The organism is Streptomyces thioluteus (genome assembly GCF_039535865.1).
In genome coordinates, this window is the sequence record NZ_BAAAXZ010000002.1 from 1 (window position 1) to 25,698 (window position 25,698).

At 73.9% G+C, this 25,698-nt stretch carries 17 protein-coding genes and 8 pseudogenes; 19 read left to right on the top strand and 6 right to left on the bottom strand.

Annotation, left to right across the window (positions count from 1 at the left end):
• The 6 genes and pseudogenes from ABD794_RS00125 to ABD794_RS18385 all read left to right on the top strand — a co-directional run.
• Nucleotides 1–776, top strand: a pseudogene (locus tag ABD794_RS00125) (prephenate dehydrogenase); the annotation flags it as partial.
• A gap of 150 nt (nucleotides 777–926) precedes the next feature.
• Entirely contained in the window at nucleotides 927–1,349 is a 423-nt protein-coding gene (locus ABD794_RS00130) for a (d)CMP kinase (protein ID WP_344960308.1), read from the top strand.
• Nucleotides 1,316–1,537 (top strand): hypothetical protein, encoded by a 222-nt coding sequence (locus ABD794_RS00135; RefSeq protein WP_344960269.1) that lies wholly within the window; start codon nucleotides 1,316–1,318, stop codon nucleotides 1,535–1,537. The genes ABD794_RS00130 and ABD794_RS00135 overlap by 34 nt, the downstream gene beginning before the upstream one ends.
• 209 nt (nucleotides 1,538–1,746) lie before the next feature.
• Nucleotides 1,747–2,335, top strand: a pseudogene (locus ABD794_RS00140) (lysophospholipid acyltransferase family protein).
• Nucleotides 2,336–2,393: 58 nt separating this feature from the next.
• Nucleotides 2,394–4,154, top strand: coding sequence for a GTPase (locus ABD794_RS18380; RefSeq protein WP_425585883.1), 1,761 nt, complete (start codon nucleotides 2,394–2,396; stop codon nucleotides 4,152–4,154).
• Nucleotides 4,144–4,359 carry a hypothetical protein gene (locus ABD794_RS18385; RefSeq protein WP_425585884.1) on the top strand — a complete coding sequence of 72 codons (216 nt, stop codon included), beginning with the start codon at nucleotides 4,144–4,146 and terminating at the stop codon, nucleotides 4,357–4,359. The genes ABD794_RS18380 and ABD794_RS18385 overlap by 11 nt, the downstream gene beginning before the upstream one ends.
• A gap of 152 nt (nucleotides 4,360–4,511) precedes the next feature.
• Here ABD794_RS18385 and ABD794_RS00160 read toward each other — a convergent pair.
• Nucleotides 4,512–5,292: pseudogene (locus tag ABD794_RS00160) on the bottom strand (hypothetical protein).
• Between the two features lie 271 nt (nucleotides 5,293–5,563).
• Here ABD794_RS00160 and ABD794_RS00165 point away from each other — a divergent pair.
• The 3 genes and pseudogenes from ABD794_RS00165 (at nucleotide 5,564) to ABD794_RS00175 (ending at nucleotide 8,336) form a co-directional block, all read left to right on the top strand.
• Entirely contained in the window at nucleotides 5,564–6,814 is a 1,251-nt protein-coding gene (locus ABD794_RS00165) for a glycosyltransferase family 4 protein (protein ID WP_344960270.1), read from the top strand.
• A 565-nt stretch (nucleotides 6,815–7,379) separates the two neighbouring features.
• A complete protein-coding gene (locus ABD794_RS18390; RefSeq protein WP_425585885.1) occupies nucleotides 7,380–7,733 on the top strand; it encodes a hypothetical protein in 354 nt (117 codons plus the stop codon).
• 384 nt (nucleotides 7,734–8,117) lie between these two features.
• Nucleotides 8,118–8,336: pseudogene (locus ABD794_RS00175) on the top strand (proteinase inhibitor I78).
• On the opposite strand, the pseudogene ABD794_RS00180 reads toward ABD794_RS00175, so the two are convergent.
• Nucleotides 8,260–9,334: pseudogene (locus tag ABD794_RS00180) on the bottom strand (phosphatase PAP2 family protein). The pseudogenes ABD794_RS00175 and ABD794_RS00180 sit on opposite strands and share 77 nt — an antisense overlap.
• A gap of 360 nt (nucleotides 9,335–9,694) precedes the next feature.
• Entirely contained in the window at nucleotides 9,695–10,891 is a 1,197-nt protein-coding gene (locus ABD794_RS00185; RefSeq protein ID WP_344960271.1) for a hypothetical protein, read from the bottom strand.
• 228 nt (nucleotides 10,892–11,119) lie between these two features.
• Here ABD794_RS00185 and ABD794_RS00190 point away from each other — a divergent pair.
• Nucleotides 11,120–12,550 (top strand): annotated as a pseudogene (locus tag ABD794_RS00190) (MFS transporter); the annotation flags it as partial.
• Between the two features lie 155 nt (nucleotides 12,551–12,705).
• Nucleotides 12,706–13,894, top strand: a pseudogene (locus ABD794_RS00195) (acyl-CoA dehydrogenase family protein).
• 162 nt (nucleotides 13,895–14,056) lie between these two features.
• Here ABD794_RS00195 and ABD794_RS00200 read toward each other — a convergent pair.
• Nucleotides 14,057–14,494, bottom strand: a pseudogene (locus ABD794_RS00200) (cell division protein SepF).
• A gap of 483 nt (nucleotides 14,495–14,977) precedes the next feature.
• On the opposite strand from ABD794_RS00200, the gene ABD794_RS18395 reads away from it, so the two are divergent.
• The 8 genes from ABD794_RS18395 to ABD794_RS00235 all read left to right on the top strand — a co-directional run bounded on the left by ABD794_RS18395 (nucleotide 14,978) and on the right by ABD794_RS00235 (nucleotide 23,530).
• Nucleotides 14,978–15,256, top strand: a complete 279-nt coding sequence (locus tag ABD794_RS18395; RefSeq protein WP_425585886.1) for a hypothetical protein — start codon at nucleotides 14,978–14,980, stop codon at nucleotides 15,254–15,256.
• On the top strand, nucleotides 15,238–15,714 hold the full coding sequence (locus tag ABD794_RS18400; protein ID WP_425585887.1) for a hypothetical protein: 477 nt from the start codon (nucleotides 15,238–15,240) through the stop codon (nucleotides 15,712–15,714). The genes ABD794_RS18395 and ABD794_RS18400 overlap by 19 nt, the downstream gene beginning before the upstream one ends.
• 722 nt (nucleotides 15,715–16,436) lie before the next feature.
• Nucleotides 16,437–18,251 carry an LLM class flavin-dependent oxidoreductase gene (locus tag ABD794_RS19245; protein WP_344960272.1) on the top strand — a complete coding sequence of 605 codons (1,815 nt, stop codon included), beginning with the start codon at nucleotides 16,437–16,439 and terminating at the stop codon, nucleotides 18,249–18,251.
• Nucleotides 18,239–18,802, top strand: a complete 564-nt coding sequence (locus ABD794_RS19250; RefSeq protein WP_486389107.1) for a hypothetical protein — start codon at nucleotides 18,239–18,241, stop codon at nucleotides 18,800–18,802. Before ABD794_RS19245 ends, ABD794_RS19250 begins: the two co-directional genes overlap by 13 nt.
• Before the next feature lie 5 nt (nucleotides 18,803–18,807).
• On the top strand, nucleotides 18,808–19,641 hold the full coding sequence (locus ABD794_RS00220) for a DUF1684 domain-containing protein (RefSeq protein WP_344960273.1): 834 nt from the start codon (nucleotides 18,808–18,810) through the stop codon (nucleotides 19,639–19,641).
• Between the two features lie 857 nt (nucleotides 19,642–20,498).
• On the top strand, nucleotides 20,499–21,389 hold the full coding sequence (locus tag ABD794_RS00225) for a S1 family peptidase (RefSeq protein WP_344960274.1): 891 nt from the start codon (nucleotides 20,499–20,501) through the stop codon (nucleotides 21,387–21,389).
• 100 nt (nucleotides 21,390–21,489) lie between these two features.
• Nucleotides 21,490–22,281, top strand: coding sequence for a slipin family protein (locus tag ABD794_RS00230; RefSeq protein ID WP_344960275.1), 792 nt, complete (start codon nucleotides 21,490–21,492; stop codon nucleotides 22,279–22,281).
• A 376-nt stretch (nucleotides 22,282–22,657) separates the two neighbouring features.
• The gene (locus tag ABD794_RS00235; RefSeq protein WP_344960276.1) at nucleotides 22,658–23,530 is read left to right on the top strand and encodes a S1 family peptidase; all 873 of its coding nucleotides are present in this window, start codon (nucleotides 22,658–22,660) and stop codon (nucleotides 23,528–23,530) included.
• A gap of 138 nt (nucleotides 23,531–23,668) precedes the next feature.
• Here the strand turns inward: ABD794_RS00235 and ABD794_RS00240 are convergent, their stop codons facing one another.
• The gene (locus ABD794_RS00240) at nucleotides 23,669–24,115 is read right to left on the bottom strand and encodes a subtilase-type protease inhibitor (RefSeq protein WP_344960277.1); all 447 of its coding nucleotides are present in this window, start codon (nucleotides 24,113–24,115) and stop codon (nucleotides 23,669–23,671) included.
• A 459-nt stretch (nucleotides 24,116–24,574) separates the two neighbouring features.
• Complete coding sequence (locus tag ABD794_RS00245; protein WP_344960278.1) at nucleotides 24,575–25,594, bottom strand: DUF3533 domain-containing protein; 1,020 nt, start codon at nucleotides 25,592–25,594, stop codon at nucleotides 24,575–24,577.
• Between the last annotated feature and the right edge of the window lie 104 nt (nucleotides 25,595–25,698).

Sequence of the window (25,698 nt, forward strand, 5' to 3'; positions counted from 1 at the left end):
TGCGACCTCTCCGGCTACCTGGGGTACCCACCCGATGGCCGGCCGCGAGCGCTCCGGGCCCCTGGCGGCCTCCGCCGACCTCTTCGAGGGCCGCCCCTGGGTGCTGACCCCGACCCGGGACACCGACACCGAGGTCCTCAACATCGCCCTCGAACTCGTCGCCCCTGTGCCGGGCGGTCCCCGTGGTGATGGACGCCGACGCCCACGACCGGGCCGTCGCCCTCGTCTCGCACACCCCCCAGCTGGTCTCCAGCATGGTCGCCGCCCGGCTGGAGGACGCCGACGAGACGGCCGTGCGCTGTGCGGACAGGGCATCCGCGACGTGACCCGGATCGCCGCGTCCGACCCGCGGATGTGGCTCGACATCCTCTCCGCCAACCCCGGCCCGGTCGCCGACGTCCTCGACGGCCTCGCCACCGACCTCGCCGCCACCGTGCGGGCCCTGCGCGACCTGGACGGCGCGGGCCCGGCCGAGGAGGCGGTCGACGGCCTGGAGGCGGTGCTGCGCCGCGGCAACGCGGGCCGTGCCCGCGTCCCCGGCAAGCACGGCGCGGCACCCGCGGCGTACGAGTCGGTCACCGTCCTCATCGGCGACCAGCCGGGCGAGCTGGCCCGGATCTTCGCGGATGCCGGCCGCGCGGGCGTCACATCGAGGACGTCCGCATCGAACACGCGACCGGCCAGCAGAGCGGCCTGATCCAGCTGATGGTCGAGCCGCAGGCCGCCGCGGTGGTCACCGCGCCCTGCGCGAGCGGGGCTGGGCCCTGCGCCAGTAGGGATCGCGGCGGCGCGATCCGCTCCGGCGAGCCAGTAACCTTGGGGGAAGCCTGAATACGTAGGGCTATTTCGACAAACGTGGCACGGAGGAAGGTGTCCGACACCGTGGAAACCGCGCCAGGACCGCGCCGGCAGCAGTCATCGTCGGCATCGACGGCCCCTCCGGTACACGGGCAAGTCCAGCACCTCCAAGGCCGTGGCCGCCAAGCTCGGGACTGCGCTACCTGGACACGGGCGCGCAGTACCGGGCGATCACCTGGTGGATGCTGACCAACGGCATCGACGTCCACGACGCCGCGGCCGTCGCCGCCGCGGCCGGCAAGCCCGAGATCGTCTCCGGTACGGACCCGTCCGCGCCCACGATCACGGTCGACGGTGCCGACGCCGCGGGCCCGATCCGTACCCAGGAGGTCACCTCCGCGGTCAGCGCCGTCAGCGCCGTCCCCGAGATCCGCACCCGGCTGACCGAGCTCCAGCGTTCGATCGCCGCCGCGGCCCCGCACGGCATCGTCGCGAGGGCCGGGACATCGGCACGACCGTGCTGCCGGACGCCGACCTCAAGATCTTCCTGACCGGCCTCCCCCGGAGGCCCGCGCGCGCCGCGCCGCAACGGCGAGCTGAAGGGCAAGGACACCGCGGACCTGGCCGCCACCCAGGCCGCCCTGGTCAAGCGGGGGACGCCGCCGACTCCGGCCGCAAGACCTCCCGCTCGCCAAGGCCGCGGACGCGGTCGAGGTGGACACCACCGAGCTCACGCTGAGCAGGTCATCGAGTGCGTGGTGACCCTCGTGGAGGAGCGGCGCAGCCGAGACGCAGCGCAGGTTGAGGGCTCCGACCGAGGAACGAGGGCGGAGCACTCGGCCGGAGCGGAGTCGAGGCGGTGAGCGCGACCGAAAGCACAGAGAAGCGGTCCGCGTGACACCCGCCGCCTCCGGTGCGGCCGTCGGCAGACGGATCGGCATCGGCCTGATGTACGGGCTGTGGAAGCCCCGCGTGCTGGGCGCCTGGCGGGTGCCCGCCGCGGGGCCCGGCCATCCTGGCCGTCAACCACTCCACAACATCGACGGCCCGATGCTGATGGGCACCGCGCCCGGCCCGTGCACTTCCTGATCAAGAGGAGGCGTTCGCCGGCCCGCTGGGTCCCTTCCTGCGCGGCATCGGCCAGCTGGAGGTGGACCGCTCGGGCGCCCGACCGCGGCGCCGTCCCCGGCGCGCTGGAGGTCCTGGAGCGGGGGCGGCGTCCTGGGGATCTTCCCCGAGGGCACCCGGGGCGAGGGCGACTTCGCCTGCGCTGCGGGCGGGCCTGGCCTACTTCGCCCTCCGCTCGGGGGCGCCGGTCGTCCCCGTCGCCGTGCTGGGCAGCACCGAGCGCAGGGGACGCCTCGTCCCCGGCCTGCCGCCGCTGCGCGGGCCGGGTCGACGTCGTCTTCGGCGACGCCTCGACGCCGGGGACGGCAGCGGGCGGCGCACCCGTACGGCGCTGGACGAGGCGACCGTACGCATCCAGCGGCGGCTGGGGCGCGCACCTGGCGGAAGCAAGCGCCTCACCGGGCGCTGAACGAGACTTAGTAGCGGACTGCCTGGTCCGCCGACCATACGAACGAGGAACGGACTCCATGAACGACCAGATCCACACCGGCGACGAGCACGGTGAGCTTGGCGACGCCGAGTACGCGGAGTTCATGGAGCTCGCGGCGCTGGAGGGCTTCGACGCCGAGGACGTCGAGAACGAGCTCGCCGCGGCGCGGCCACGGCCCGCTGCCCGTCCTCGCCGTCGTCGGCCGCCCAACGTCGGCAAGTCCACCCTGGTGAACCGCATCATCGCCGCCGCGAGGCGGTCGTCGAGGACCGGCCGGCGTCACCCGGACCGCGTCACCTACGAGGCCGAGTGGGCCGGCCGCCGCTTCAAGGTCGTCGACACCGGCGGCTGGGAGCAGGACGTCCTCGGCATCGACGCCTCCGTCGCCGCCCAGGCCGAGTTCGCCATCGAGGCGCCGACGCGGTCGTCTTCGTCGTGGACTCCTCCGTCGGCGCCACCGACACCGACGAGGCCGTCGTCAAGCTGCTGCGCCGGGCCAACAAGCCGGTCGTGCTGTGCGCCAACAAGGTGGACGGCCCCTCCGCCGAGGCGACGCCGCATGCTCTGGTCGCTGGGCCTGGCGAGCCCCACCCGGTCCTCCCGCCCTGCACGGCCGCGCACCGGCGACATGCTGGACGCGGTCCTGGAGGCGCTGCCCCGAGGGCCCCGGCCCAGACCTTCGGCACCGCCGTCGCGGCCCCGCCGCATCGCCCTCGTCGGCCGCCCGAACGTCGGCAAGTCCTCGCTGCTCAACCAGGTCGCGGGCGAGGAGCGGGTCGTCGTCAACGAGCTGGCCGGCACCACCCGGGACCCGGTCGACGAGCTGATCGAGCTGGGCGGCAGGACCTGGAAGTTCGTGGACACCGCCGGCATCCGCCGCCGCGTCCACCTCCAGGAGGGCGCCGACTACTACGCCTCGCTGCGCACCGCCGCCGCCGTCGAGAAGGCCGAGGTCACCGTCGTCCTCATCGACGCGAGCGAGAGCATCAGCGTCCAGGACCAGCGGATCATCACCATGGCCGTCGAGGGCCGGCCGGGCACTGGTGCTCGCGATCAACAAGTGGGACACCCTCGACGAGGAGCGCCGCTTCTACCTGGAGCGCGAGATCGAGACCGAGCTCGGCCAGATCGCCTGGGCGCCGCGGGTGAACGTGTCGGCGCGGACGGGCCGGCACATGGAGAAGCTCGCTCCCGGCGATCGAGACGGCCCTGGCCGGGTGGGAGACCCGCGTGCCCACGGCCGGCTCAACGCCTTCCTCTCGGCGAGCTCGTCGCGGCCCACCCGCACCCCATCCGGGCGGCAAGCAGCCCGCGCATCCTCTTCGCACGCAGGCGGGCACCAAGCCGCCGCGGTTCGTCCTCTTCGCCTCCGGCTTCCTGGAGGCCGGTTACCGCCGCTTCGTCGAGCGACGGCTGCGCGAGGAGTTCGGCTTCGAGGGGACGCCGATCCACATCTCGGTGCGCGTGCGGGAGAAGCGCGGCCGCAAGAAGTAGTCGGCGGGCGGCTCACGCGCGGCCGGGGGTACGGGGGTTGTCCCCGGGAGGTTGCCGCCGGCTTCGCGGGGACGCCGATCCACATCTCGGTGCGCGTGCCCGTGCGCGAGAAGCGGGCGGCTCACGCGCGGCGGAGCCGCGAGAAGGAGCGGACGGCAGCGCGGCTAGAAGCCGCCGCGCATGCGTCCGTCACGCGAACCGGGCGGCAGCGCGGGCAACTGCCCGCGCTGCCGCCCGTGCGACTGGTATGTGTCCCAGCTCCCCGACCAGCCCGTGTGCCCCGGGTACGGCGAGTGCCCGGTGAGCTGGCCGTAGTACCCCTGGCCCGTGCCCGCGCCCTGCTGCGGGAGGCCGAACCCCTTGAAGCCCAGCTCCTCCTCGCCGCCCGGTCGCCGGGCAGCGTGCGGAAGGAGCGGCGGTACTCGGAGCAGAGGGCGTCGAAGATCGGGGTCACCGAGGCGGGGCGGCTCTGGGCGGCGTCGCGGGGTGGGCGCATGCCGGGGATGTAGTTCTGGTACGAGGTCCGGGAAGCGGGTTCGTAAGAGTACACATCCCAGCCAACGACCCCGCGGGCCATCGGATGCGGCCCGGGGCACGAATCCTTCCCCGGGGCAGGGGGAAACAGGGGTGCGCCGGTTCACCCCGGGGCGCACGCCGTCGATCATGTGCCCGCGAGCGGCATCGCCGCGCCCACCAGCTTCCCCGCGGCCGCGGCCCGGTCCATCGCCTCCCGCAGCAGGTCCTCGCGCGGCTGCTGGCCGATCGTGCCGACCGGGGCCGCGAAGACGAGCACCTGTCCCGACTTGTTGACCTGGGACCGCCACTCGTCGGCCACCTGCATCGCCTGGTGCGCCTGCCACCAGGCCACCGGCGCGCCCCCGTTGGCGTTGGGCTGGAGCACCGCGTGCAGCTTGCCCATCACCAGCAGCACCGACCAGCCCGGGAGCCGCTCGGGCACCTGGTCGAGGGCGGTGATCGTGGGAGAAGCCCTGTTCGCCGAGGAGCTCCAGGAAGACGTCCACCGGGCCGGTCGTGCCCGGGCGGGCGATCGGCACGAGCGGCTCGACGACCAGCGCGGGCTGCACCTCGCCGCCCACCAGCAGCAGGCCGCTGGTGACGCCCAGCTCCGCCTGGAGCGGGAGGTCGGACTCCGGCTGCTGCCCGGCGCCGCCGGTGATGGACCGCACCGCGCCCTGGAGCTGCTCCTCGGAGACCGGGACCACCTGCGAGGGGATGCAGGAGGCGTGCGCGAAGGCGAGCACCGCCGTCTCCTCGCCGACGAACAGCACGGTGCTGGTGCGTTCCCGCTCGCTGTTGCCGGGGGTGCGGCACGAGGTGCAGTCGTAGGTGCCCGGGGCGTTGTCGCCCCCGAGCAGGCGGTCCGCTTCTTCGTCGCCGATCTCGGCGCGTACTTCGTCGCTGACGTCGAGCATGCGAGGCACGGGGGCTCCTCGTACTTCCGGTGCGTGGGCGGGGGCGTCCGGGCGGTTCCCGGCTCGTAACGAAGACAACGGAGGACCCACGGCCGGGGTCACGCCCTCGCGCCAGGGCGCTTCGCGGCATCCCGAACCTGGCGCGAACCCGCCGCCCCGCGTCATGGAATGCTCATCGTTCCGTGATCGAGTCGAGGACCGGGGCCAACCTCCTGATCGTCAGTACGGTCTAATCTTCTGGAGGCGCGCCACCGGGCACGCACACCGGCTGTGGGGACGAATGCACATCTCATTCCTGATTCACAATGCCTACGGCATCGGCGGCACCATCCGCACCACGTACAACTTGGCGAGCACGCTCGCCGAGCACCACGACGTGGAGGTCGTCTCCGTCTTCCGGCACAGGGACGAGCCCGTCCTCGCCCCGTCCGGCAAGGTGCGCCTGCGGCACCTGGTGGACCTGCGCAAGGGCAGCCCGGGGTACGAGGGCGACGACCCGGAGTACGAGCGCCCCGCCACCGTCTTCCCCGCCGCCGAGGGCCGCTACAAGCAGTACAGCGCGCTCACCGACCGGCGCATCGCCGACCACCTCCGGAGCCTGGAGTGCGACGTGGTCGTGGGCACCCGCCCCGGCCTCAACGTCCACATCGCCCAGCAGGCCCGGCGCGGCGTCGCCCGGGTCGGCCAGGAGCACCTGACGCTCAGCACCCACTCCTCCGCCCTGAAGCTGGCGCTGCGCACCCACTACCCCCGGCTCGACGCCGTCACCACCGTGACCGAGGCGGACGCGCGCACCTACCGCAAGCTGATGCGGCTGCCCGGCGTGCGCATCGAGGCCGTGCCCAACAGCGTGCCCGCGCCGGCCGTCGCCCCCGCCGACTCGTCCGGGAAGTGGGTGATCGCCGCCGGCCGGCTCGCCCCCGCCAAGCGCTACGACGTGCTCGTGAAGTCGTTCGCCAAGGTCGTGGCCGAACGGCCGGACTGGCGGCTGCGGATCTACGGCGCCGGCACCGAGAAGGCCAAGCTGCGCGCCCTCGTCGACAAGCTGGGTCTCTACAACCACGTCTTCCTCATGGGCCCCGCCAATCCGCTGGAGGCGGAGTGGGTCAAGGGCTCGATCGGCGCCGTCACCTCCAGCCTGGAGTCGTTCGGCATGACGATCGTCGAGGCGATGCGCTGCGGTCTGCCCGTGGTCTCCACGGACTGTCCGCACGGTCCCCGCGAGATCATCACCGACGGCACCGACGGCCTGCTGGTGCCGGTCGGCAAGACCGACGCCATCGCCGCCGGGCTGCTGAAGCTGATCGAGGACGACGAGCTGCGCCGGCGCATGGGCCGGGCGGCGCTGGAGAGCTCGGCCCGCTTCGACCCCGCCGAGATCGCCGGGCGCTACGAGCGGCTCTTCGGCGACCTCACCGGCCGCGGCGCCCTGCGCGACTCCCTGCACCGCACCCGCGGGGCCCTGCTCAGCGGTGCCCTGAAGACCAAGGATGCGAGCCGGTCCGCCCTGCGACGGGTGCGTGCCGCATGACGCCTTCCCCGACCCCCGCCGGGCCCGCCGACGCGGGCTCCACCGTTCCCGAGGAGTTCACCATCGTGTCTGCCGCGCCGCGCGCCGACTGCATCGCGGATTCCGCGGGCGGACTCACCTTCGACCTCGACGCCCCCGAGGGGGCCGACGCCTCCGGCCACTGGTCGGCGGCGCTGGTGCTGCTCCGCCGGGGCGGAAACGCCGTCGAGAACCCCGACGATGAGGTCCGCCTGCCGCTCACGCCCAACGGCGACGGCCGCCTGCGCGCCGTCCTGCCCAGCACCGTCCCGCTGCCCGAGGGCCGCTGGGACGTATACCTGGGCCGCGGCGACGCGGAGCCGACGCGGCTGCTGCCGGGCCTGGCCGACCTGCGCTCCCTGGTGGACCGGCGGCCCGGCCTCAGCACCTCGCCGCTCGCGGTGCGCATCCCCTACGCCACCAAGCACGGCAACCTCTCGCTGCGCAGCTGGCAGCGGGCCCCGCACGCCGAGGCCGGCGATCTGGGGATCGACGCCAAGGGCATCACCGTGGCCGGCACGCTGCACCGGGTGGGGAACCCGGAGGAGTGGCTCGCCGGTGCCGTCGCCGAGGCGCGCTGCCGCCGCGACGCGCAGCTGGTCCGTACGGCTCCGGTGACCGCGAGCGGGCCCACGACTTCTCGTTCACCTTCGCCCTCCAGGAGCTGTGCGAGTCCTGGGAGGGCGGCCCGGAGGTCTGGGACCTGTGGCTGCGCCCCGCGGACGGGTCGGCCGCGGCCCGCGTCGCCCGGCTGCTGGACGACGTGGCGGAGAAGGGCCAGGTCTTCGTCTACCCGGCCCAGCCGGTGGACGCCCCCTACGCGCCCGCCCAGGCCGGCCCGTACTACACCGCCGACAACGACCTGGCGATCCGCGTCGACGAGCGGCCGCCCGTCCGCTAGCGCGGGGCCGGGGCGCCCGTCGTCGTGGTGGCCTCCGGACCTCTCCGGGCTATCCGGAATTAAATATTCCACAGCCTGCGGGGAACGTTCCGGGGGCTCGTGGAATTCTTTCCGGGCACGACGGAAAAGGATCTCCGCACCGAATTCCGGTGGAACCCGGAAAGGGGTTTACGGGGCGGTGCGGTGGGCCGCGCGTATTCTCAACCGGAGTTCCCTGGGCCGGATAGCGGGGACGAAAGACGACCCGTGGGAGTGATGTGGGCCCCCGTAAACACGGCCGCGGATTTCTGTGACAGAAGTGTGACCCGTGGTGGGTCGGAGGCGGGCGGTGCGCGTCCCGCCGCGGGCTGCCGGGGGCGCTCCCCGGGGGCTACGGTGGCTGCCATGGTGCCCCTGCCGAACCTGCCGACGGACCCACGACCGACGACCCCGACGAGTACGTGGGTCTCGACGCCGAGGGCGCGGCCGCCCGGGCCCGCCGGCCCGGGGCTGGACGACCGTCCGCGCGCTGCCGCGGACACCGTGATCACCCTGGAGTACGTGATCGGACGGCTGAACCTCGAGGTGGCGGACGGCCTCGTGCGGCGCTGCTGGAAGGGCTGACGCCCGGCATGCGAAAGGGCCGCCACCTCGACGAGGTGGCGGCCCTTTCGCGATGCGGTCGCTCAGCCGATTGGCGCGTCCGCGGCCCGTCGCCGGGACCGCCGGCGCCGGTGCGCTGCGGCGGCCGGCGGCTGCCGCCGGGGGTGACCGGCGTCCCGCTCCGAACGGGGCGTGTGCGTCCGGGCCGCGGCCCGGGCCGGTTCTCGGCCTGCCGTACGGCCCGCGAGGCGGCGCCCACCGGCTCGCGCGCCGGGGCCGTGTCGTACGGCCGGGGCGCGCGGCCCCACAGCCCACGATCGGGGGCCGTCGCCACCGCCGGGGCCAGGACACGCGGCGCTCGCGCAGCCGGGCCCAGGACGGCCAGCAGCCAGGACTCGGCCCGCTCCATCAGCGTGTTCGAACCAGGCAGGGCCAGCAGCACCAGCAGGCCGGCGGTCCAGCCCAGCGTGACGTCGCTCATCCAGTGCGTACCGAGGTAGACCGTCGTCATGCCGACGCCCAGGGCCAGCAGGGCCGCGCTCACCGAGGCGATCCGGCGGGCCCGGGGCGTGGTGGCCAGGTAGGCGAGGACGCCCCAGGTGACCACCGCGTTCGCGGTGTGGCCGGAGGGGAATATGTCGCCCCCGGCGAACATCTCGTTGGAGCCGATCTCGGTCGCGTAGTGCGGACCCAATCGGCCCATCCCTATCTTCGCGGCGCCCACGGTAGCGTTGAGCAGCAGCAGTGAGGTGCCCAGCACCAGCAGGGGACGCAGCGTCTTCCGCTGGGTACGCGCACCAGCCCAGCCAGGCGGCGACCGCGACGGCCGTCGGGCCGCGCTGGCCCAGCACGACGAAGTAGTCGAGGAAGGTGTGGATCTCGGGCCACTGCTTGTACGGCCGGAAGAGCATGACCTGCCAGTCGAAACGCACGGGCCAGGACGTGGTCAGCACACCGACCACGATCGCCGCGTAGACCACGGAGGTCGCCACGAAGATCCCCAGGCGGGTCCGGGTCATCCGTGGTCGCGGGGGTTCGCTCGGGCGCTCCTCGGCGGGGGCGGGCTCGTCGTTGGTACGCACCCAATCGACGTTACATTGCGTGATGGGAGGGTCCGGCCGATCGCGCAGTTTTGTGATGACGATGTGATGTGGAATGCGTCTCAAACACGACTTTCGGCGCGTTTGATCCGGTGGCCCCGGAACGCGGTCCGGGGAAATAAGAAACGGCTAAAGAATCCCTGGCCGGGCGGCAGTCGAGCGCCCCGGTGCGTTCTTTCCCGCTTTTTTACGCGGACGTTTATCGGGGATTGGACGGGGTGTTCCGGACCGTTTCCCGCCGCCCGGGGGAGGGCGGGCCGGGGTCCCCGGAGAAAATGATCATGGTGGGCCGGAGCCGTTCAGCCAGAACGCTCCGTAACAGGCCGCGGCCAGCGCCACCGCCCCCGCCACCGGCACGGCCCGTGACGTGCGCAGTCGCGCCAACGCCACCGCGAGCGGCAGCAGCAGCGGGAAGGCCGGCAGCATCAGCCGCGGCTTCGAGCCGAAGTAGCCCTTCGCCGTCAGGGCCAGCAGCAGCACCGTCCCGGAGTAGACGAGCAGCGGCAGCGGCTGTCCCCGCCGCGCCCCCGCCACGTACAGCCACACCACCAGCGCCACTCCCGCCAGCAGCGCCAGCCCCGCCGGGAACGCCGGTCCCGCCAGCCGCTCCCCTATGAACGCGCCGAACGCCAGCCCGCCGTCGAAGCCGTTGCCCCAGCCGCCCTGGACGTCCAGATAGCCGGCCGGGCTCCCCGTCCGCACGCCGACCCACACCACGTACGCCAGCCAGCCCAGCGGGGCCAGCGCCACGCCCAGCAGCATCCGCCACCGCTCGCGGCGGCCGGGGCGGCGGCGGACGAGGACCACCACGGCGGATATCCACACGGCCGCCACCACGGCCGCCCCGACCGGGCGGGTCAGCCCGGCCAGCGCCGCCAGGACGCCGGCCGCCGGCCAGCGGCCGGTCAGCACCGCGTACAGGGACCACGCCGCCAGCGCCGTGAACAGCGACTCCGAATACGCCATCGACTGGACCACGCCCACCGGCAGGGCCGCCCACAGCACCACCAGGGCCACGCCGGCCCGCCGGCCGTGCAGCCGGTCGCCGATCGCGAAGATCCCCGCCGCCGCGAACAGCGAGGAGACCGCGCTCACCAGCAGCCCGGCGTCGGCCGCCGACAGCGGCAGGGCGGACGCCAGCAGCCGCTCCAGCCACGGCAGCAACGGGAAGAAGGCGAGATCGGAGTGGACCTTGCCGCCGCTCAGCGCCAGCGTGTAGCCGTAGCCGTCCTCCGCTATCCGCGCGTACCAGACCGAGTCCCAGCGCCCCGACAGCAGATGGTGCGCGTCCTTGCCCGTCGTCAGACCCCACAGCGCGAGGACCGCGATCCCCAGCGTCCGCACCGCCGCGTAGGCCAGCAGGGCCGGGGCGGCACGCCGCAGCGCTCCCGCCGCCGGGGCGGCGCGGTCCGCGCGTATGCCGGTGCGTATGCCGGAGGGCGAGGCGAGATCGGTCACCGGCCGATTGTCCAGCATCCGACGCCCCCCACCGCGAACGCCCATGGCGGGCTGGCGGCTGTGACCTGCCGCGACTCGCGTAACCTGTCGTATCGCCCGTCCCTCGGCGCCGCGGGCCGGGACCCGACACGGAGGTGCGCATGTCAGGAACGGCGACCGCCCGCACCGGCCGTTCCGTGCGGTCTTCCGCGGCAGCGGCGCGGCGGCCCGTGCCGCCGCGCGCGGCGGGGGGCGAACCGCTGGACGGTGCTCGTCGTCCTCTGCGTCAGCTTGCTCCTCGTCGCCGTCGACGCGACCGTCCTGCACGTCGCCGTCCCGGCCGTCACCGAGGACCTGCGGCCCTCGGCGATCCAGCTGCTCTGGATCGTGGACGTCTACCCGCTGGTCTGCGCCTCCCTGCTGATCCTCTTCGGGACGCTCGGCGACCGGGTCGGCCGGCGGCGCGTGCTGCTCCTCGGCTACGGGATCTTCGGGATCGCCTCGCTGCTCGCCTCGCTCGCCACGGAGCCGGAGGTGCTGATCGCGGCCCGCGCGCTGCTCGGCGCCGGCGGCGCGATGATCATGCCCGCGACGCTCTCCATCCTCCGGCAGGTCTTCCCCGACCGCCGGGAACGGGCCGTGGCCATCGGCGTCTGGAGCGCGGTGGCCGCGGTCGGCGCGGCCGCCGGGCCGCTGCTCGGCGGGCTCCTCCTCGAACACTTCTGGTGGGGCTCGGTCTTCCTCATCAACCTCCCGCTGATGGCCGTCAGCCTCCCCGTCGGCCGCTGGCTGCTGCCCGAGTCCACCGGCGACAAGGACGGGCCGTGGGACGTGCTCGGCGCGCTGATGGCGGCGTTCGGGCTGTTCGGCGTGGTGCTGGGGGGTCAAGCGGATCGGCGGCGCCGAGCCGTTGTCGCTGCTCACGGTGGTGCCGGCCGCGCTCGGGGCCGTCCTGCTCGTCCTGTTCGTCCGCCGGCAGCGGCGGCGCGCGCATCCGCTCGTCGACCTGACGCTGTTCGCCCGGCCGGCGTTCGGGGTCTCCGTCGGGTGCATCGTGCTGGCGATGCTCGCCCTCGTCGGGCTGGAACTGGTCGCCGCGCAGTACCTCCAGCTCGTGCTGGGCCTGAGCCCGCTGCAGACCGGGCTGCGGCTGCTGCCGCTCACCCTCGCCGCGATGGCCGCGGGGCTCGCGGGCTCCCGCGTCCTCGCCCGCTTCGGACCGCGCACCATGGTCTGCTCCGGCTTCGCGCTCACGGCCCTCGCGGTCGTCTCCCTGACCGTGATGGGCCGGGACGACCGGCCGGTCACGCTCGTCTGCTGCTTCGTCCTGCTCGGCCTCGGGCTGGAGACCACGCTCTTCGGGGGCGTACGAATCGATGCTCAGCGAGGCGCCCGAGCGGGAGGCCGGCGGGGCGGCGGCGATTGGCGAGACGTCCTACCAGCTGGGGGCGGGCATCGGCATCGCGCTGCTGGGCAGCGTCATGAACGCCGCCTACGCGCCCGGCGTCACCGGCACGCCCGGCGTGCCGAGCGCGGCGTCGGCCGCGGCGAGTCACTCGCTGGGCGAGGCGTACGAGGTGGGCGGAGCGGCTCGGGGGCGCGGCGGGGGAGGCGTTGCGGGCGGCGGCGCGGGATGCGTTTGTGCACGGTCTGCATGTGACGTTGATGGTGAGCGCGGGGTTGCTGGTGGTGGGGGCGGCGGGGGGCGGCGTTGCGGCTGCCTCGCTCGATGGATTGAGCCCTCCCCTCCGGGGGCGGGGCCGGGGCAAGATCCCCACCCCTGGACGGCCGCGGTTACCGAGCCGTAACGTCGGGGTGCACCCCGAGCCGAGCCCGCGCCCCCGGAGGACCCCATGGCACCCGCCCCGTCCCCGTTCGACCCCCACGACCCCCTCTCCCTCGACGAGCTCCTCGGCCCCGAGGACCGCGCCGTACGCGACACCGTCCGCCGGTGGGCGGCCGACCGCGTCCTGCCGTACGTCGCCGACTGGTACGAGCGCGGCGAGCTGCCGGGGATCCGGGAGCTCGCGCGCGAGCTCGGCGCCCTCGGCGCGCTCGGGATGTCGCTCGACGGCTACGGCTGCGCGGGCGCCACCGCCGTCCAGTACGGCCTGGCCTGCCTGGAGCTGGAGGCCGCCGACTCCGGCATCAGGTCGCTCGTCTCCGTGCAGGGCTCCCTCGCCATGTACGCGATCCACCGCTACGGCTCGGAGGAGCAGAAGCAGCGCTGGCTGCCGTCCATGGCCAAGGGCGAGACCATCGGCTGCTTCGCGCTGACCGAGCCCGACCACGGCTCGGACCCGGCCGGCATGCGGACGTACGCCAAGCGCGACGCCGGCGGCGACTGGCTGCTCACCGGCCGCAAGATGTGGATCACCAACGGATCCGTGGCCGGCGTCGCCGTCGTCTGGGCGGGCACGGAGGACGGCGTCCGCGGCTTCGTCGTCCCCACCGACAGCCCCGGCTTCTCGGCCCCCGAGATCAAGCACAAGTGGTCGCTGCGCGCCTCGGTCACCAGCGAGCTGGTCCTGGACGAGGTCCGGCTGCCCGCGGACGCCGTCCTGCCGGAGGTCACCGGGCTGCGCGGCCCGCTCAGTTGTCTGAGCCACGCCCGGTACGGGATCGTCTGGGGCGCGATGGGCGCCGCCCGCGCCAGCTTCGAGGCGGCCCTCGACTACGCGCGCACCCGCGAGCAGTTCGGCCGGCCCATCGGCGGCTTCCAGCTCACCCAGGCCAAAACTGGCCGACATGGCGGTGGAGCTGCACAAGGGGATCCTGCTCGCCCACCACCTGGGGCGGCGGATGGACGCGGGACGGCTGCGGCCGGAGCAGGTGAGCTTCGGCAAGCTCAACAACGTACGGGAGGCGATCGAGATCTGCCGCACCGCCCGGACGATCCTCGGCGCCAACGGGATCTCGCTGGAGTACCCGGTCATGCGGCACGCGACGAACCTGGAGTCGGTGCTCACCTACGAAGGCACCGTGGAGATGCACCAGTTGGTGCTGGGGAAGGCGCTCACCGGCATCGACGCGTTCCGGTGAACGCCCGCCGACGCCCGGTCGGCTCCGGTTGCCGTGCCGCGCCTGCCCGGGGGCAACAACCCCCCGGGCTCCCGGCCCGGCAACCCCTCGCTGCTCAGCTCTGGTTGCTGTGTCTCCCCGGGGGGCAACCCCCGGACCCCTGGCCCGGCAACCCCTCGCGGCTCAGCTCTGGTTGAAGAAGCCCCCGTTCACGCGCGCCCCGCCTCCCCGCTGACCACCTTGTAGTCGGCGGGCGTGAGGAGGAAGACGCGGTTGGCCCACGCGCTCGATCGAGCCGCGCAGCCCGAAGGTGAGGCCGGCCGCGAAGTCCACGACGCGCTTGGCGTCGCTGGGTTCCATCGCGGTGAGGTTGACGATCACCGGGACGCCCTCGCGGAAGAGTTCGCCGATGCCGCGGGCGTCCCGGAAGCCGTCCGGGGTGACCGTGGCGATACGGGTGCCCTGCTCCTGCGCGACCTCGTCGGCGACGCGCACTCTCGGGTTGGTCACCCAGGAGTCACCGGGCTCGGGCCCCTCGGCGTACTCGTCGTCGTAGTAGCGCTCGTCGTCGCTGTCGTCGACGAGGCCAAGCCAGGCACTCGCCTTACGCACCGAACCCATGGACGCCTCCTCTCACACGCGGTGTGTTCCGCCCGCCCCTCTATGGTCGTCCATGATGCGGATGGTGTGCCAAATGGATAGGGGCCAAGCGAGGATTTCGTGACGCATCTGGTGCAAAGCAGGTGGCGGTGCGTCAGTTGCCCGAAGCGAGCCCCCCGCGCTCGGCCGCGAACGGCCGGGACCGAGCCTATGGCTAGGATGCGCCAGTTGCTCGGCACCACACGGGGGCGGAATTGTTCGGAATCATCAGGCCATGTCAGCACCGCTTGTTCCACGAGCATGCGTGCGGAGTGGATGGCTCATCTGTGTGCGGCCTCTGCCTGGCGTTGAGGTCGGATCACGGGCAAATTGCCCGAATAGCCACGAACTATGATGGATTGGTGATATCCGTCCTTGTCGAGGGCGCAGACACGAGGGGCGGTCCGCGTCGGAGGACCGGCGCACGGCCGGTCCCTGCCGTTGCGGGGGATGCGCACGGCACCGTTGCACGACGGGGGAGGGGCGCGCGGCTGGCCGCGTCCGTCTCGCTCGTCCTCCGCCGTCGGCCAAGCTGCGCGACCACGCGGGCCGACGGCGACGGCATGCTGCCCGGCGTCCGGTGGCCGCCGCCGCCCGCAGGGTGTGGCCGGCGCCTGGGACCGCGGGCCGGTGCCCCGGACCGGCGCGGACCTGGGGTTCGACACCGCGTGCTGGCTGGTCGACGCGGTGGAGCGCGGCAGCCCGGGCCTGGAGGCCCTGGCCGCGTGCCCCGGCACCCGCTGACCGTGCTCACCGAACCCACCGAGACGGCGACCGCCGGCGGCCTTCGCCAGCCACCGCCGTCCTGGCCGGACGGCCGGAGAACCGGGCGCCCCTGGAGGAGGCGGGCCGGCTCTTCGGACGGCTCGCGCATCTGCTGGACGCCGTCGAGGACCTGGCGGACGACGCGGCGGCCGGCGCGTGGAACCCGATCGCCGCGACGGGCGCGGACCTCGCCGAGGTGCGGCGGCTGTGCGACGACGCCGTGCACGGGGTGCGCCTGGCGCTGGACGACGTCGCGTTCGCGAGCAAGGCCCAGGGGGCGCCTGGCGCATCTGCTGCTCGTCCACGAACTGCCGCGCGCGGTCGACCGCGCCTTCGCGACCGGCGGGTGCGCCGTACGCCACGAGCACGGGGCGCACGGGGAGCAGGGGAGCAAGGACGGGAAGGCGCACGGCGCGTTCGGGCTCCGCCGCCCGTGATGCCGCCGCCCGCGCCGCCGGAGCCGCCGCGGCGGGGCCGGCAGCGCGGACCGCTGCTGGGGTGTGCGGTGTGGACCGGGCTCCTGTGCACCTGTCAGTTGTGCTGCCGTGACCCCTTCTACGACCCCTGGTCCGGGGAGCCCAAGGAGGGGTGGTGCCACAAGTGCGACTGCGGTGACGGTGATTGCAGCAATTGTGATTTGCAGTGGTTGTTGTGACTGCTGCAACTGTTGCAGCAACTGCTGTGACGGTGGCTGCGATTGCGGATGTGACTGCTGAGGGGGAAGCCTGGCATGAGGGGAAGGGCCTGGCGCGGTGAAGCACGCGGACGAACGGGCGGGGTCAGCCCGAACAGGACGCCGACCAGACCCGGCAGAAGTCGATGTGGCCCCGTGTGACCAGCCGCTGCCCCAGGTGCATGGGCCAAGTGGAACAGCCGTCCGGTACGGCGTCAACTCCCGTCCGAGGCGCGGTGGGACGCCCTGCCCACAGTGTGGACAAGGTTGACAGCGGGCCGTGATCCCGGCCTAGCCTCGACGTCCGGCCGCGCTGAGGGGCGCGGTCCGGACGTGAAGGCATGTGGCAGTCCCGTGTTCGATCCCGCATCCACGGAGCCCCGACCATGCCCGCGCACCCCGATCTCCCTCCTGCGAACGCCCCGCCCCTGCCGCGCCACTTCGGGTCCGCCGGGAACCTCCCGGCCCGCCCCGCGCGCGCCGTGTGTGCGAGCGCACCGCCTCACCCACCTCAGGGGATCCCATGCCCGCACCCATCCGGCCGCGTGCACCTGGCCGTCGCCCTCGACCGGCCCCGGCACCCACGGGGCGGAGTCCTACGTCCGCGCCGCCCGCCTCGCCGAGCGCGGCAGATTCGACTTCGTCACCATCGGGGACGGCTTCGGGCCGCCGCCCGCAGCGGCAAGGGGCGGCCGGACGCGCTCGCCGTGCTCGCCCGCGTCGCCCCCGCCACCGAACGCATCGGCCTCGTGCCCCACCGTCACCACCACCCACACCGAGCCGTTCCACCTCTCCTGTGCCGTCGCCACCCTGGACTGGGTGAGCCGCGGCCGGGCCGGCTGGGCGGCGGAGGTCTCGGTCTCCGCCGCGGAGGCCCGCGCCTTCGGCCGCCGCGAGGCACCCGCCGAGGAGGAGGCGTGGCGCGAGGCGGACGCCGTCGCCGATGTCGTCGCCCGGCTCTGGGACAGCTGGGAGGACGGCGCCGAGATCCGCGACACGGCCGGCGGCCGCTTCGTCGACCGCGACAAGCTGCACCACGTCGACTTCACGGGCCCCGGCTTCACCGTCCGCGGCCCCTCCGTCGTCCCCCGGCCCCCGCAGGGCCACCCGGTCACCGTCGTCGACGCCACCGCGCCGGCCGCCCGCGACACCGCCGCCCGGCACGCCGACGTCGTCCTGCTGCGGGCCGAACGTGCCCACGACCCGGCCGTGTTCCGGGCCCGGGCCGACGACCTGCGCGAGGCCGCCCGGGCCCACGGCCACGGTCCGGGCCGGCGCCGGCCCGTGGTTCTGGCCTCCGTTCCCGTCGCCCTGCACACCGCCGCGGACGCCGTCGCCCTCGCCGACCAGATCACCCACTGGTACGCCACCGGCGCGGCCGACGGCTTCCACTTCCGGCCCGAGGACCCCGACCGGGACCTGTCCCTCCTGGCCGACGGCACCGCCGCCGTCCTCCAGCACCGCGGCCTGCTGCGCCCGCTTCTACCCGGGCGCCACCCTCCGGGAGCACCTCGTCCTGGCCCGCCCGGCCAACCGCTACGCACCCGCGAGGGGGACCGCGTGACCGCCCGTACCGCCCGCACCGGCCGGCGGACGATGCATCTCGCCGCGCACTTCCCCGGCGCCGGCGGCACCACGGTGTGGTCCGACCCGCGCTCCGGCAGCCGGACCGACTTCTCCTCCTTCGCGCACCTGGCGCGCACCACCGAACGCGGGCTGTTCGACTTCCTCCTCCTCGCCGAGGGGCTGCGGCTGGGCGAGCACAAGGGCCGCATCCACGACCTGGACGCCGTCGGCAGCCCGGACCCGGTCACCGTGCTCAGCGCCCTGGCCGCGGTCACCGAACGGCTCGGCCTCGCCGCCGCCGTCAGCGCCGGCTTCCACGAGCCGTACGAGCTCGCCCGCCGCCTCGCCTCCCTCGACCACCTCAGCGACGGGCGCGCGGCCTGGAACGTGGTCGCCGCCTCCGACGCCTTCGCCGGGGAGAACTTCCGGCGCGGCGGCCGCCCGGACGGCGGCCATGCCCGTGCCGTCGAATTCCTGCAACTGGCACGGGAGTTATGGCGCTCGCAGGGCCGCCCGTTCGCCCATGCCGGGCGGCACTTCGACGTCGCGGGGGCCCGTCGTCATCGGGACCGGGGGACTCCGACGAGGGCCGGGAGTTCGCCGCCTCCGCCGCCGACATCGTCCTCACCCGGTACGACACGGTGGACTCCGGCCGGGACTTCCGTACCGGCCTCGAACGGCGGTCGGCCGCTCACGGCCGGACGACCGGGCGGCCTAAGGTCATGCCGTACGTGACTTTCGTCCTCGGCGACACCGCGGCCGAGGCGCAGGAGCGCGCCGCGGAGGTCCGCCGGCAGCAGGTCTCGCCGCGGAGCGCCCTCGTCGCCCTGGAGCGGGTCTGGGGCCGGGACCTGTCCGGGTACGACCCCCGACGGCCCGCTGCCGGACCTCGATCCGGTCCCCGGTCCGGTCCCCGGTCCGGTCCCCGGTCCGGTCCCCGGTCCGGTCCCCGGTCCGGTCCCGGACGGGCAGTTCGGCGACCGGGTCGCCCTCGCCCGTTCCTGGGCGCGAGCTGGCCGCGGCGAAGGGGCTCTCCATCCGGCAGACGGTCGTCGAGGGCGGGCGGCCGGGCGTCGTTCGTCGGCACCCCGCGGGCGGTCGCCGAGGAGATGGCCGCGTTCCTCGCCGCGGACGCCGCCGACGGCTTCGTCCTCGTCCCCCATCTGGTCCCCGGAGGGCTGGACGAGTTCGTCGACCGGGTGGTGCCGCTGCTCCAGGAGCGCGGGCGCCTTCCGCACGGAGTACACCGGGCGGACCCTCCGCGACCACCTGGGGATCTAGGGTGACCGCCATGAGCACCACCACGACCTCCGGGGCATCCGGCGACGCACGGGATGCGCGACAGCTGTGGAAGGAGTGGCGCGAGCGGCGCCACGCGAAGGTTTCCGCCCCCTACGGGCCGCTCGCCCTGACCGGCACGCACTGGCTGGCCGACCATCCCGACGGCCGGCTCCCCGGGATCCCCGGCCACTGGACCGAGTCGCCCTCCGGCGGGGGCGTCCTCCTCACCGCCGTCGAGGAGGACGGCCTCCGCCTGGACGGCGAACCCCGGCCGCTGGCCGGGCGGGCCGTCCTCGGCGCGGACGGCACCCCCGCGACGGCCCGGGTCGCGCTCGGCGACCGGCGGCTGCTCGTCATGCGGCGCGAAGGGCTGTGGGCGGTCCGCGACTTCGACCCCCGTTCGGCGGGGCGGCGGGCGTTCGCCGGGATCGACGCCTTCGACTACGACGCGCGGTGGGTGCGGGAGGGGCGGTTCCGCCCGTACGACCGGGGGACGCGGACCGTGACCGTCGAGAACGCGGACGGGAGGGAGCGGGGGCTGAGCGTCGCCGGTGAACTCTCCTTCACGCTGGGCGGCGAGTCGCACGTGCTGCGGGCGGGGGCGGAGGGGGACGGGTCGTTGTGGGTCGTCTTCGCGGACGCGACGAGCGGGGTGTCGAGTTATCGGTTCCGGTTTCTGTATCCGGCGGCGCCGGATGCGGAGGGGAGGGTGGTGGTGGACTTCAACCGTGCGTCGCTGCCGCCGTGCGCGTTCGCGGACCACTTCATCTGTCCGTTTCCGCCGGCGGGGAACGGGTTGCCGGTGGGGGTGGAGGCGGGGGAGCGGTTTGCGCTGACGCGCTGAGTCCGCCCCCGGCCCGCCCTTTCACCGTTTCCCCGGGGCAAGTCCCCGGACCCGTACCGCGCTCCGCGCGGTGGGCGGGGGCTCCGCCCCCTGCACCCCGGCCGGGGCTCCGCCCCTGGACCCCGCTGGGCGCTTCGCCCCCTGGGCCCCGCAACCGCGCTCTGCCCCTGGGCCCCGCAGGGGGCTCCGCCCGTGAATCCCGGCCTGGGCTCCGCCCTGCACCCTGCCGGGGGCTGCGCCCTCTGGTCCCCGGCCTGGGCTCCGCTCCTGGACTCCGCCGGGGGCTTCGCCCCTTGGACCCCGCAACCGTGCTCCGCCCGTGGGCCCTGCGGAGGGCTCCGCCTCTGGGCCCCGGCCTGGGCTCCGCTCCCGGGCCCCGCTGGGGGCTTCGCCCCCTGCACCCCGCAGCCGTGCTCTGCCCCTGGGCCCCGCCGAGGGCTCCGCCCGTGAACCCCGGCCTGGGCTCCGCCCCGCACCCCGCCGGGGGCTGCGCCCTCTGGACCCCGGCCGGGGCTTCGCCCGTGAACCCCGCCGGGGGCTTCGCCCCGGACCCCCGCAACCGCGCTCCGCGCGGTTGTCCTCGAACGCCGGACCGGCTGTTCGTGCGCCCGCGCCGGAATGCGGCGCCGGGACGCCCCCTCGGAGCGGCTTGAGGGCGAACGCGGCGCAGCCGCATCGCGGGGCTCGGGGTGCAGTCCGGGCGGGCAGGCGCACAACTCCCCGGCTGAAAAAGGCCCTTGCGCCCCCACCGCCCACCCCCGAATACTCCCGGAAAACCGGAAAACGCTTGTCAGGGGCACGCCCAAAACGGAACGCGCGCCGCCCCTTCCCCCCACCACCCTCCGAGAGGACCTCGCGTGAGGATCAAGCGACGCACCCACCTCGCCGCCCTCGTCTCCACCCTCCTCGCCGCCACCGCCGCCCTCGGCACCGGGCAGGCCGCCCACGCCTCCGGCGGTTCCGCGAGCGCGGCGACGCTCGCCGCCGCGAGCACCGCCGTGGAGAACGCCGACGTCCCCGGCACGGCCTGGGTCGTGGACGAACGCGCCCACACCCTCGTCGTCACCGCCGACCGGACCGTCGACGCCGCCGGCATCGAGAAGATCAGACGCGTCGCCGGCGAGGACGCGGACGCGATACGCATCGAGCGCACCCCCGGCACCCTCCGCCCGCTCATCTCCGGCGGCGACGCGGTCTACGCCCCCAACTGGCGCTGCTCCGCGGGGTTCAACGTCCGCAAGGGCAACACCTACTACTTCGTGACCGCCGGCCACTGCACCCAGGGCAAGCCGCCGTACTACGCCAACTCCGGCCACACCACGTCCATCGGCCCCACCACGGGCACCAACTTCCCCGGCTCCGACTACGGCATCGTCCAGTACACCAACGGCTCGCTGCCCCACCCCAGCGCCGTCGACCTCTACAACGGCAGCTCCCAGCGCATCACCTCCGCGGGCACGCCCTCCGTCGGGCAGAGCGTCCAGCGCAGCGGCTCGACGACCAAGGTGCACGGCGGCAAGGTCACCGGCCTCAACGCCACGGTCAACTACGGCAGCGGCCAGATCGTCCGCGGGCTGATCCAGACCGACGTCTGCGCCGAGCCCGGTGACAGCGGGGGCGCGCTCTTCACCGGTTCCACGGCCCTCGGCCTCACCTCCGGCGGCAGCGGCAACTGCCGTACCGGCGGGACGACCTTCTTCCAGCCCGTCGTCCCGGCGCTCAAGGCGTACGGCGTCAGCGTCTTCTAGGTCTTCCGGAGGTCCTCCGGGACCCGGCAGAGGGCTCGACCCGGTGCCCGCGGAGGCATACCGTGGACATATCACCTGTCGTGGGACACAGGGGGCCGTGATGGTCGAAGACCTCGTGGTGGCGGCCGTGGCCGCGGCGTCCGCCGGTGCGATGTACCTGATGGCGGCGGCCCGGGTGGTCAAGCAGTACGAACGTGGCGTGGTGCTGCGGTTGGGACGACTGCGTCCCGAGGTGCGCCAGCCGGGATTCACCATGATCATTCCGGGCGTCGACCGGCTCCGCAAGGTGAACATGCAGATCGTCACCATGCCGGTGCCGGCGCAGGAAGGCATAACCCGCGACAACGTCACCGTGCGCGTGGACGCGGTCGTCTACTTCAAGGTCGTCAACGCACCCGAGGCGATCATCGCGGTCGAGGACTACCGCTTCGCGGTCTCGCAGATGGCCCAGACGTCGCTGCGTTCGATCATCGGCAAGAGTGATCTGGACGACCTGCTGTCCAACCGGGAGAAGCTCAACCAGGGCCTGGAGCTGATGCTCGACAGCCCGGCCATCGGGTGGGGCGTCCAGATCGACCGCGTCGAGATCAAGGACGTCTCGCTGCCGGAGACGATGAAGCGGTCGATGTCGCGACAGGCGGAGGCGGAGCGGGAGCGCCGGGCGCGGGTGATCAACGCGGATGCGGAGCTGCTGGCGTCGAAGAAGCTGGCGGAGGCGGCGGCGACGATGTCGGAGCAGCCGTCCGCGCTGCAACTGCGGCTGCTCCAGACGATTGTCGCCGTCGCGGCGGAGAAGAACTCGACGTTGGTGCTGCCGTTCCCGGTGGAGCTGTTGCGCTTCCTGGAGCGGGCGGAGGCGGGGCGGCCGCCGGAGCGGCCGTCGTCGGAGTGAGTTCGCCCCGGTCAGGGGGGGGCAGGGGCGGAGCCCCGCCTCACCGCGCGGAGCGCGGTGCCGGGCCCCGGGGCGGAGCCCCGGAAGAAATGGTGAAAGGGCGGGGCCGGGGCACAACCCCCACCTGACGGAGCGTCAGGCCACACGAACAACCCCCGCGCAAGCGGCCCGCGCACGCATGCCCATGCGCGCGACCGGAAGTCGCCCTTGTGCACTCCCTCCCCGGACAGGAACACTCGGAACTCACGGCTTGGCATGGACGCGACCCTCCCACAGGAGCGCGCGCCGGTGCCGGGTCCGTCCTCCGGACCCGGCCGGCCGTCTGCGGTCGGGGCCAACCCCCCACCTGGAGGTGCCGAGTTTGAAGACCTTCCGGTTGTCCCTCCGTGCGCTGCCGGCCCTCGCCGCGACCGCCGCGCTCGTGGCCGTGACGCTCCCCCCGCAACAGGCGGCGGGAGCCGCCTCCGGCGCGGCCCGCCTCGCCGTGGCGCGGCAGACGCTCGACGCCCGCGCCGCGATCCCGGGCACCGCCTGGGTGACGGATTCCAGAGCCGGCCGGGTCGTCGTCACCGCCGACCCCACCGTCACGGGGGCGCGGTTGACGCGGCTCACCGAGGTCGCCGACAGCCTGGGGGACGCGGTGGTGGTGCGGAGAACGACCGCGCGCCTCACCCGATTCGCCACGGCCGCCGGCGGCGACGGCGTCTGGGGCGGCGCGGCCCGCTGTTCGCTCGGCTTCAACGTCAGCCGCGGCGGCCGGCCGGCCTTCCTGACCGCCGGCCACTGCGGGAACGCCGCCCCCGAGTGGTCCGGGACCAGGGGCGGCCCCCGGATCGCGGTCACCGAGACGTCGGTCTTCCCCGGCCAGGACTACGCCCTCGCCCGGTACACCGACAGCGCCGCCCGCCCGAGCGCGGTCGACCTCCACGACGGCGGCTCCCGGACCATCACCCGCGCCGGCGAGGCCCACCCCGGCGAGCGGGTCCAGCGCAGCGGCTCCACCACCGGAGTGCGCAGCGGCACCGTGACGGGGGTCGACGCCACGGTCAACTACCAGGAGGGCCGGGTGGACGGGCTGATCGAGACGGACGTCTGCGCCGAGCCGGGGGACAGCGGCGGGCCGCTCTTCGACCGTGGCACCGCGCTGGGCATCACCTCCGGAGGCACGGGCAACTGCCGCACGGGCGGGAAGACTTACTACCAGCCGGTGCCCCAGGTGCTGCGGGCGCTGGGCGCGTCCATCGGCTGACGCCGGCCGGCACGGCTCCCGAGGGAGCACACAGGCCGCGGCCCCCGGACACACCTCCACGGTGTCCGGGGGCCGCTTCACGTGCCGGATCCCCACGGGTTCGCGACCCGGTCGGAACTCTCGGGGCTCTCAGAGCCTTCAGAACTCGAAGACGAGGCCCTTGCCCGCCTTCAGCTCACAGGTGTTGCCGAAGACGTGCTCGAACTTGACGCGCTGGCCTTCCCAGACCCCCTCCGCGGTGACGACGTAGGGGTTCCACTCCTTGGTGCAGGCCGTGCCGGCCTTCACCTTGGTGATGTCCTCGAACTTGCCGCCCACGGCGCGCAGTTCGTTGCAGGCACCGCGGGCGTCGGGGTGGGTACCGCTCGCCTTCGGCATGCAGGTGAGGGTCACGGCGCGCTGTACGCCGGAGTTGGTCGAGCTGTCGCCCTGGGCGACGGTCAGTACGAGCGCTGAGGGCGCGTACAGACTCTGCTGGGCAGCGGGTGCGGGCGCGGGGGCCGCGGTCGCACTCGTCCCGGCGCCCACCAGGCTGCCCAGGATCAACGCTGACCCTAGGGCGATCCCCCCAGTGATGTACCGCATTCCGAACACTCCCTTGTTCGTGGATTCCGATAACGAGCCGCAGTCTGGCCCAACCCGTGCACGAATGCACGTGGATCGATCACTTCCAGTCGTCATGTGAAAACAGTGGGTAGTGGCCGGATCCGACTGACCGCCGGAGCGGCTCCGGGGTTCCGTATGCGATCCGGGGCGCGGTGGACGCCCGGTCTGGGAGGGAAGGGGCGAATTGATGTTTCAGGAGTATTGACCTGCGGTGATTCCTTGCCATCGTTGACCGCGTCGTGTTCATGGCTGCGAAACACAGGATTAACGCCCGGAAAATCAAGGGATTGGGCGGTGGGCGGCCGCGGTCGGGTTGCGGGGGAGGCCCGGCCGAAAAGAGGGGCTCCAGGGGTCCGGGGAGGGATTCCGGACGCCCCGGGGGCGGCCCAGCAATGTCCGAAGAGCTGTCATCCCGACCGTCTGGTATGCCGGTTCAGGTCAACTCACGGGACTCTTCGGCCTCTTGCGCTCGCGGAACACCGCGCACCCCAGGGCCACCAACGCCCCGGCCACCGCCCACGCGGACAGCACCAGCAGCGGCCCGGTCAGCGCGTTCCCGTCGAAGTAGGCCAGGGAGCGGGCGGACCAGGTGCCCGCCCCGGGCGGGAGGGCCGGGCCGATCGCCCGCCAGAAGGGCGGCAGCAGGGGGTAGGGGTAGGCGCCGCCCGCGCTCGGATTGCCCAGGACGACGACGATCGCGATCGCCAGCCCGATGCCGACGACGCCGGCCAGCCCCTGGAGGGCGAGGGTCAGCGCCGCGACGGCGAAGACGACCAGCGTGCCCAGCCCCCACAGCGGGGCGATGCCGGCGGGCAGCGCGTCCAGGACCGGTCCGGTGATGACCGCGCCGAGCAGGCCCGCGGCGGCCGCGTAGACCGCGAGGGCGCCCAGCCGGATCACGGCCCGGCGGGGGTTCGCGGGCCGGGCGCCGGCGCTGATGGCGATGATCGCGGCGCACAGATAGCCGCCCACGCACCAGCCCACCACCAGGTAGAACGAGGTCAGCCCGCGGGCGTCCCCGGCGGCCGCGGGAGCGATGTCGCTGATCCGCACCTTCCGGTGCTCCGCTGCCTCGGCCCGGCCGACGACCGCCTCCGCGGCCTGGGCCAGGGAAGCGCCCGCGCCGCCCGCCACCAGCAGGGTGTCGGTGGTGCCGCGCGGATCGACCACCAGCGCCGCGTCGAGCTCGCGCGCGCGGATCCGGAGCGCGGCCCGTTCGGCGTCGTCCTCGGCGCTCGGGTCCAGCGGCCCGCCCGGCAGGGCGCCGAGCCGCTCCACCAGGCTCGCCCGGGCCTGCTGCGGCGCGACCACGCCCAGCCGGATGTCCGTCGGCTCGGGGTGGTGGAAGGCGCCGACGTAGGAGGCGATGAACGCGAGCTGGAGCAGCAGCACGCCGATGACCAGGAGGGCGGCATGGCCGGTCACCGCGGTGCGCACCTCCCGGGCGAACGATCTCATGTCCCGAGCCTGCGGGGTCCGGCGGGCCGGTGCAGGCGGGCCGGGCCGTTCGAGTGGCACACCCGCGCGTTCGTACGAATGTTCGATACGTGGTCTATGGTGGA

Excerpts from the sequence above, each read along its gene's own strand:
- ABD794_RS00220 (WP_344960273.1), top strand. The coding sequence starts at position 18,808 with ATGAGCACCACCACGACCTCCGGGGCATCCGGCGACGCACGGGATGCG.
- ABD794_RS00230 (WP_344960275.1), top strand. The coding sequence starts at position 21,490 with ATGGTCGAAGACCTCGTGGTGGCGGCCGTGGCCGCGGCGTCCGCCGGT.
- ABD794_RS00240 (WP_344960277.1), bottom strand. The coding sequence starts at position 24,115 with ATGCGGTACATCACTGGGGGGATCGCCCTAGGGTCAGCGTTGATCCTG.
- ABD794_RS00245 (WP_344960278.1), bottom strand. The coding sequence starts at position 25,594 with ATGAGATCGTTCGCCCGGGAGGTGCGCACCGCGGTGACCGGCCATGCC.
- ABD794_RS19250 (WP_486389107.1), top strand. The coding sequence starts at position 18,239 with ATGCCGTACGTGACTTTCGTCCTCGGCGACACCGCGGCCGAGGCGCAG.
- ABD794_RS18380 (WP_425585883.1), top strand. The coding sequence starts at position 2,394 with ATGAACGACCAGATCCACACCGGCGACGAGCACGGTGAGCTTGGCGAC.
- ABD794_RS00185 (WP_344960271.1), bottom strand. The coding sequence starts at position 10,891 with ATGCTGGACAATCGGCCGGTGACCGATCTCGCCTCGCCCTCCGGCATA.
- ABD794_RS00165 (WP_344960270.1), top strand. The coding sequence starts at position 5,564 with ATGCACATCTCATTCCTGATTCACAATGCCTACGGCATCGGCGGCACC.